The sequence below is a fragment of the Arthrobacter sulfonylureivorans genome (genome assembly GCF_047607445.1).
GTDB lineage: Bacteria > Actinomycetota > Actinomycetes > Actinomycetales > Micrococcaceae > Crystallibacter > Crystallibacter sulfonylureivorans_A.
This window is the reverse complement of sequence record NZ_JBLKRT010000062.1, coordinates 1-7,645: the sequence shown is the minus strand read 5'-3', so window position 1 is coordinate 7,645 and position 7,645 is coordinate 1. Positions and strand designations below refer to the sequence as shown.

At 67.4% G+C, this 7,645-nt stretch carries 7 protein-coding genes; 6 read left to right on the top strand and 1 reads right to left on the bottom strand.

Annotation, left to right across the window (positions count from 1 at the left end; genetic code table 11):
* From ACMX2H_RS18435 to ACMX2H_RS18410, 6 genes are all read left to right on the top strand, one after another.
* On the top strand, positions 1-1,467 hold a 1,467-nt coding region (locus tag ACMX2H_RS18435; RefSeq protein WP_414962660.1), incomplete at its 5' end, for a helicase-associated domain-containing protein.
* Positions 1,468-3,123, top strand: a complete 1,656-nt coding sequence (locus ACMX2H_RS18430; protein ID WP_414962659.1) for a DNA repair helicase XPB — start codon at positions 1,468-1,470, stop codon at positions 3,121-3,123. It begins immediately after the preceding gene.
* Positions 3,124-3,227: 104 nt separating this feature from the next.
* Positions 3,228-4,055, top strand: coding sequence for a class I SAM-dependent methyltransferase (locus ACMX2H_RS18425; RefSeq protein ID WP_414962658.1), 828 nt, complete (start codon positions 3,228-3,230; stop codon positions 4,053-4,055).
* A gap of 129 nt (positions 4,056-4,184) precedes the next feature.
* The gene (locus tag ACMX2H_RS18420; RefSeq protein WP_136786860.1) at positions 4,185-4,895 is read left to right on the top strand and encodes a response regulator transcription factor; all 711 of its coding nucleotides are present in this window, start codon (positions 4,185-4,187) and stop codon (positions 4,893-4,895) included.
* A 54-nt stretch (positions 4,896-4,949) separates the two neighbouring features.
* On the top strand, positions 4,950-6,356 hold the full coding sequence (locus tag ACMX2H_RS18415) for a sensor histidine kinase (protein ID WP_414962657.1): 1,407 nt from the start codon (positions 4,950-4,952) through the stop codon (positions 6,354-6,356).
* Positions 6,357-6,476: 120 nt separating this feature from the next.
* Positions 6,477-6,767 carry a WXG100 family type VII secretion target gene (locus tag ACMX2H_RS18410; RefSeq protein ID WP_136786858.1) on the top strand — a complete coding sequence of 97 codons (291 nt, stop codon included), beginning with the start codon at positions 6,477-6,479 and terminating at the stop codon, positions 6,765-6,767.
* Between the two features lie 31 nt (positions 6,768-6,798).
* Here ACMX2H_RS18410 and ACMX2H_RS18405 read toward each other — a convergent pair.
* Positions 6,799-7,645: RNase H family protein (locus ACMX2H_RS18405; RefSeq protein ID WP_414962656.1), on the bottom strand; the 847-nt coding region annotated here is incomplete at its 5' end.

The window sequence follows — 7,645 nt, the reverse complement described above, 5'->3', positions numbered from 1 at the left end:
GGCCTGCTCATCCTGGACGTCGATACCTCCCGCTGGGTGGTCCACGCCGACGCCATGTTCGGCTCGCTGGCACGCCAGGACCAGTGGCTGCTGCTCGTGTCGGCCTGGCTGCAACTGGACCGCGCGCCCTCGCTGGTGGGCGGAAGGACGCCGTCGGACACCGCCATCAACGCGCTGGCCGCCGAAGCGTCCCGGCCCGATGCACCGGCCGTCCGGCGCCGGGTGCTGGAGGCGCTGGACGAACTGTGCACGCCGGGGTCTGCGGCCGACAGCACCGACGGGCCGGACAATCAACCGGATTCCGCTGCCCCCGGCAGCACCCCGGCGCCCTCGCCGGAACAGGTCACCGGCTATCTGGTCTGGCGCCGGCCGCGCCAGCAGCGCCGGTTCGAGCGGTTGGTGCCGGGCATCCTGACCGAGGCGGCACGGCTGGGGCTGCTGGGTTCCGGCGCACTGACCGGGTTGGGACGCGCGCTGGCGCAGGACAGGCTTGCCGAGGCAGTTGAGCTGTTGGCCGCCCAACTGCCCGAACCGCTGCAAGAATTCGTGCTGCAGGCGGACCTGACGGCGGTGGCGCCCGGCTATCTGGCGCCGGACATCGCCGCCGAGCTGTCCCTGCTGTCCACCGCAGAAGGCCAAGGTCCGGCCACCATCTACCGGTTCTCGGCGGACAGCATCCGGCACGCGCTGGACGCGGGGCGCGAGGCGGCACAAATCCTCGGCTTCCTCACCCGCCACTCGGCCACCGGCGTACCGCAGCCGCTGGAATACCTGGTGGAGGACACCGCGAACCGGCACGGTGTGCTGAGGCTCGGCGCAGCCGCCAGCTTCCTGCGCAGCGACGACGCGGACATGCTGACCGATCTGCTCGCCGACCCGCGCACCGCCCGCCTGGGCCTGCGCCGGCTGGCTCCCACGGTGGCGGTCTCGCGCACCGCAAGCCGCGATCTGCTCGCCTCGCTGCGCCAGTTTGGCTATGCGCCGGCGCCGGAGGCCGACGACGGCGTGGCGCTGGGCGGCGCGGCGGGCACCGGCGGCGGCGTACCCGGCGGGGCACGCTTCAGCGGCAGCGGCAGTCTCGCTGCGGACAACACTCCAGCGGAGGGTGCCGCGACGGCGAAAGCCGGCCGGGCGCCGTCGTCGTTCCCGGTGAAAACCAACCCTTGGGAACTCACCGCCGAAGCCACCGACGCCCAGCTCGCGGCACTGCGGAGCACCGGAACCCCGGCTGGGCCTGCCGTAGAGGCGGGTCCGCTGCTGACCCTGGAAACGTTGCGGACCGCCATCCGGTTGAAGCAGCGCGTGCGGATCGGAATTGTGGATCCCGATGGCAACCACCGGCGCCAGGTCATGCTCCCGCTGTCCGTCAGCGGCGGCCGGCTTCGCGTGTTCGATCCCGACCGGGACAGCGAGCGCACCGTCTCGATTCACCGGGTAATGGACATTGAACTACTGGAGGGCAGCTAAATGGCCAACGGACCGTTGATCGTCCAGAGCGACAAGACGATCCTGCTGGAGGTGGACCATGAGCAGGCGAACGAGGCACGGCATGCCATCGCCGCGTTCGCGGAACTGGAGCGGGCGCCGGAGCATGTGCATTCCTACCGGATCACTCCGCTGGGGCTTTGGAACGCCCGCGCGGCCGGACTGGATGCCGAGCAAGTGCTTGACACGCTGCTGACCTACTCGCGCTTCCCGGTGCCGCACGCCCTGTTGGTGGACATCGAGGAGACCATGTCCCGCTACGGGCGGCTGCGGCTGGAGAAGGACCCGCAGCATGGCCTGGTGCTGCGCACTACCGACTACCCGGTCCTCGAAGAAGTCATGCACGCCAAGAAAATCCAGCCGCTGCTGGGACCGCGGATCGACGCCGAGACCACCGTGGTGCATTCCTCGCAGCGCGGTCAGCTCAAGCAGCTGCTGCTCAAGCTCGGCTGGCCAGCGGAGGACCTGGCCGGCTACGTCGACGGCACGCCGCATCCGATCGCCCTGGCCGAATCCGCGGAACCCGGCGGCTGGCAGCTGCGGCCGTACCAGCGGCTGGCCGTGGAGAACTTCTGGGCCGGCGGTTCCGGCGTCGTCGTCCTGCCCTGCGGCGCCGGCAAAACACTGGTGGGCGCTGCCGCCATGGCCACCAGTTCCACCACCACGCTGATCCTGGTGACCAACACCGTTGCCGCCCGGCAGTGGAAGGACGAACTGGTCCGGCGGACCACGCTGACCGCCGAGGACGTGGGTGAATATTCCGGATCGGCCAAGGAGGTCCGGCCGGTCACCATCGCGACCTACCAGGTCCTGACCATGCGCCGCGGCGGGCTGTACCCGCACCTTGAGCTGCTGGACGCCAACGACTGGGGCCTGATCATCTACGACGAGGTGCACCTGCTGCCGGCACCGATGTTCCGGATGACGGCCGATCTGCAGGCGCGGCGGCGGCTGGGGCTGACCGCTACCTTGGTGCGCGAGGACGGCCGCGAGGGTGAAGTGTTCTCGCTGATCGGGCCCAAGCGTTACGACGCCCCGTGGAAGGACATCGAGGCGCAGGGCTACATCGCTCCGGCCGACTGCGTGGAAGTCCGGGTGGATCTGCCGCGGGACGAGCGGGTGGCCTATGCCATGGCCGACGACGGCGACAAGTACCGGCTGTGCGCGACGTCCCCGACCAAGACGCCGGTGGTGGATGCCCTGGTCAAGGCGCACGAGGGCGAACAGCTGCTGGTGATCGGACAGTACATCGACCAGCTGGACGAGATCGCCGAGCATCTGGACGCCCCGGTGATCAAGGGCAGCACCTCCGTCAAGGAACGGCAGCGGCTGTTCGACGCGTTCCGCCGCGGCGAGCTGCAGACCCTGGTGGTATCCAAGGTGGCCAACTTTTCCATCGACCTGCCCGAAGCCACCGTGGCCATCCAGGTGTCCGGGTCGTTCGGTTCCCGGCAGGAGGAAGCCCAGCGTCTGGGCCGGCTGCTGCGACCTAAGGCGGACGGCCGGTCCGCACGGTTCTACAACGTGGTGGCGCGGGACACATTGGACCAGGACTTCGCCGCCAAGCGCCAGCGGTTCCTGGCCGAGCAGGGCTACGCCTATACCATCAAGGACGCCAAGGACGTGGTGCAGGGGTAAATCCGGCGCTGTGGCTGGCCGCATGGACCTACGCTATTGCCCGTCGGACCGACCGGGCCCGTCCGGGCGTACACTCGTGGCATCGTGATCCCTTGGAGGCCGCCATGGACATCGAAGACGACGTCGCCGCCCACTACGACCACCCGGGCCTCGAGGCCCTGATCCTGAATGGATTGGCTGCGCTGGGCCAGGATCCGGACAACATCGACCCGGACGTCCTGGCCGCGGCGGACCAGCTGCATATTGGCGGCACCGACGCCACGCAGTCTGTGGCCGAAGGTGCCGGCCTGCACGCCGGCATGCGGGTGCTCGACGTCGGCTGCGGCATCGGCGGCCCCGCCCGCTATCTAGCCCACCATCTGGGAGTCACCGTCCAAGGCGTGGACCTCACGCCCGAGTCGGTGCGGACAGCCGAATCGCTCACCCGGCGTTCCGGGTTGGAGGGACTAGTCCAGTTCAGCGTGGCCAGCGCACTTAGACTGCCGTTCGACGCCGGCACTTTCGATGCGGCGACGATGCTCCACGTGGGCATGAACATTCCCGATAAGGCGGCAGCGTTCCGCGAGATTCACCGCGTCTTGAAGCCGGGAGGCATCTTTGCCGTCTACGACATCATGTCCATGGACGCCGGCACGCCGCAGTTCCCGCTGCCTTGGGCGTCAACGCCGGCCTCGTCGTTCTTGGAAGACCGGGCCGGCTATCTGGCCGCGCTGGCTGCGGCCGGTTTCCGGCTGGAGGGCGAACGCAACCGGCACGGTTTTGCGGTCGAATTCCTGCAGCGGACCCAGGACAAAATGTCCGCTTCCGATGCCCCGCCGCTGGGCATGCACCTGCATATGGGCACGGACGCCAAGCGGAAGATCGGGAACCTGGCGGCTGGCGTCCGGCAGGGCGTTCTTGCCCCGGTGGAACTGTTCGGCCGCCGCGACTGACCCTCGCCGAGTCTCGGCGCAGGTCACCGCCGAGTCTCAGCGCAGGTCACCGCCGAGTCTCAGCGCAGGTCATGATTGCCTGCAGCATCCATTCAGCAAACTCCCAGAAACCGGGAGCACACTGGGAACGTGAAAAAGCTTGAGCCCGAAGCCAAACTGCTGGTCGTCGACGACGAGCCGAACATCCGCGAACTGCTGTCGACGTCGCTACGGTTCGCCGGGTTTGAAGTAGTGGCTGCCGCCAATGGCCGCGAGGCCTTGGACGCCGCCGAAGAACATCTGCCCGATTTGGCCGTACTGGATGTCATGCTTCCGGACATGGACGGCTTCACCGTGACCCGCAAGCTCCGAGCCTCCGGCCGCCATTTTCCGGTGGTCTTCCTGACCGCCCGGGACGAAACCGAGGACAAGGTCACCGGCCTGACTGTGGGCGGCGACGACTATGTGACCAAGCCGTTCAGCCTGGACGAGGTGGTGGCCCGCATCCGTGCCGTGCTCCGCCGCACCCGCCCGTTGCTGGAAGACGACGCCGTCATCCAGGTGGACGACCTGGAGCTCGACGACGATGCGCATGAAGTCCGCCGCGGCGGCGAAGTCATCGACCTCTCCCCCACTGAGTTCAAGCTGCTGCGTTACCTGATGCTGAACCCGAACCGGGTGCTGTCCAAGGCGCAGATCCTGGACCATGTCTGGGAGTACGACTTCAACGGCGACGCCTCGATCGTCGAGTCCTACATCTCCTACCTGCGGCGGAAAATCGACACGAATCCGGATGCGCCGCCGCTGATCCATACCAAGCGCGGCGTGGGGTACCTGCTGCGCACCGCCGACCGCCGCTGATCAATGGTGGAACGCTGGAGATCGGCATCCCTGCGGTCGCAACTGGTCCTGATCATGGGTGTGCTCATGGTGGCCACCCTGACCCTCATTTCGGTGCTGATCCTGACTCTGCTGCACGACACGCTGGTGAAGCAGCTCGATGCTGATTTGGTGAAGAACCAGCAGTCCATCTCTTCTTTCTTGGTCCGCGAGGCAACGAATCCCACCCAGACGTCCTACTCAGAGCGGTATTACGGCGCTTTGCTGTCGCAAGTCGGACAGATCACCCTAGACACCAACCCCACCGGCGACCGTCCGAATCTGCCGCCCCTGACGCCGGAAGACGCGTCCGACCTTCGGGGCCACGGTTTCTACGTTCCGGGGACGCAGCGGGACAGTGACGGCTGGCGCGTGTCAGTGTGGCCGCTGCAAAATGGCGCCGGTTCGGTCGCGGTGGCAGTCAGCTACAAGGATGTGAACGAGACCTTCAACAAGGTTTCGGTGAGCACTCTCCTGATCGGCGTCTCGGCTACGGTTGCGGCCATCGGGATCGCGTGGCTGGCGGTGACCCGTTCCTTCCAGCCCTTGAGCCGGGTGGACAAGACAGCCGCCGCCATTGCCGCCGGGGACCTCTCACGGCGCGTCGACGTGGATAACCCCGTCTCCGAGGTCGGCCGGCTCGCCAGCTCCTTGAATGCCATGCTCGCGCACATCGAGACGGCGTTCGCCTCCCGCACCGCCTCCGAACAGCGGATGCGTCGATTCATCCAGGACGCCTCGCACGAACTCCGCACCCCACTGGTCACCATCCGCGGCTTTTCGGAGCTGTACCGGCACGGGGCGCTGCAGTCCCCGGAAGACGTCGGCGCCGCCATGGGCCGCATCGAGAGCGAAGCCAAGCGCATGGGCCAGTTGGTGGATGACCTGCTGACGCTGGCCCGGGTGGACGAACAGCGCCCGCTCGAGGCCAAGCCGCTGGACCTTCTCATGCTCGGCAACGACGCCGCCTTGGACGCCAGGGCCAGCGCACCGGACCGTGAGATCAGCGTGGTGGGGCTCGACGGCGGTGCGCCCCGTCCGGCGCCGATCCTCGGTGACGAAGCCCGGCTGCGCCAGGTGGTGGCCAATCTGGTCACCAACGCGTTGCGTTACACCCCCGAAGGTTCGCCGCTGGAGATAGCCGTCGGTGTGCAGCCGGTGATCGACGACCGCTTGGATTCCGTCCTGGAGATCCGCGACCACGGTCCCGGAATCTCCGAAGACGAGGCTGCGCGGGTCTTTGAGCGCTTCTACCGGGCCGATACCTCGCGCTATCGCGAGACCGGCGGGACTGGCCTAGGCCTGGCGATTGTTGCTGCCCTGGTGGCCCAGCACGACGGTACAGTCCGGCTGACGCAGACGCCCGGCGGCGGCGCCACCATGTCCATCCGGATCCCCTACGAACCTCTGTCGGACGAGGACGAGCCCTTCGACCTCGGCTGATCCACAGCTCTCCCCCGCAACCGGGTTATCCACAATCCACCGATGGAGCCTCGCAGCAACTTCCGGCGCTGCCTAGCCTGAACGGTGTCGGATCGGAACACACCACCAGCGGAGGACATCATGGCCGTATTCCAGGTAGACAGCGAGGCCCTCGCCGCCAAGAGCATGGCGGTGCAGGGCACCATCGGGCGGCTGCAGGCGGAGGTGAACACCATGCAATCAGGGCTGCGCGAATTGGAGTCGCTCTGGACCGGGACTGCCGCAGCGAATTTCCAACAGCTCGTCACGGATTGGCGCGCCACCCAGCTGAGGGTGGAGGAATCCCTGGCCAGCATCAACGCGGCGCTGTCCCACGCCTCACAGCAGTACCTGCAGGCGGAGGAAGCCAACGCCAGGATGTTCCTGGCCTGACCGTTAGCCGGTCGGGAGAGGGCGCGGCCGCTCAGCCCTGCTCGGGTGTGCCTTGGTGGAAGCGCAGGCGCCACTGCTGGCCGTCCCGCAGCCACAGCGAACTGCGCAGAGCTGACCCCTCGCGGCGCACACTGCGGTAGGTCAACAGAATGCTGTCTTCGCCGAGCCGTTCGACGGCGAAGACCTCCAGCGAGGCATCCAGTTCGGGGCTTTCCTGTAGTTCGCTGACCATCGCGTCACGCGTCCACATCCGGCCGGACTCACCAATTTCGGCGAAGTCCGGGTGCAGCAGCACAGCCAACCGGCCAAAGTCTGCGCGGACCGAAGGGCTGAGCAGTTGCTGTTCCAACCGGACCACCAGCTCTTCTGGCGCTTCCTCAGCCGCATCGTCATCGGCGAAGTCCTCCAGTTCGGAGAACAGATCAGGTTCGGGCGTCACTGCCACAGTTGGCCGGGACCCGTTCTGTGCAGGCAGGGATGCCGCTGCCGGGGGAACCGCCGGGCCTGTTCCGCCTCGGCCGGCGCCGGCCGGGGCACCACCCAGAACTGCGCTGCCCGGGGTGCCCGGTCCATTGGGGTACCCCGGACCCGCCGGTGCCCCTGTACCGTTCTGGAACGCGAGGGCCACTGCTCGGGCCCGTTCGTCGGCGGCTTCGTTCAGCGGATGTCCAGCGTGGCCCTTGACCCACTCAAACTCGTAGCTGCGCCCCTTGATCACGGCGTCGATGTCCTTGAGCAAGTCGACATTCAGCACCGGTTTCCCGTCGGCCTTCTTCCAGCCGCGCCGCTTCCAACCCGGCATCCATTTGGTCACGCAGTTGATCACGTACTGGCTGTCGCACAGCACCCGCAGGTGCTCTTGGGGCACGTGCGCGGTG

Excerpts from the sequence above, each read along its gene's own strand:
- ACMX2H_RS18430 (WP_414962659.1), top strand. The coding sequence starts at position 1,468 with ATGGCCAACGGACCGTTGATCGTCCAGAGCGACAAGACGATCCTGCTG.
- ACMX2H_RS18415 (WP_414962657.1), top strand. The coding sequence starts at position 4,950 with ATGGGTGTGCTCATGGTGGCCACCCTGACCCTCATTTCGGTGCTGATC.
- ACMX2H_RS18410 (WP_136786858.1), top strand. The coding sequence starts at position 6,477 with ATGGCCGTATTCCAGGTAGACAGCGAGGCCCTCGCCGCCAAGAGCATG.
- ACMX2H_RS18425 (WP_414962658.1), top strand. The coding sequence starts at position 3,228 with ATGGACATCGAAGACGACGTCGCCGCCCACTACGACCACCCGGGCCTC.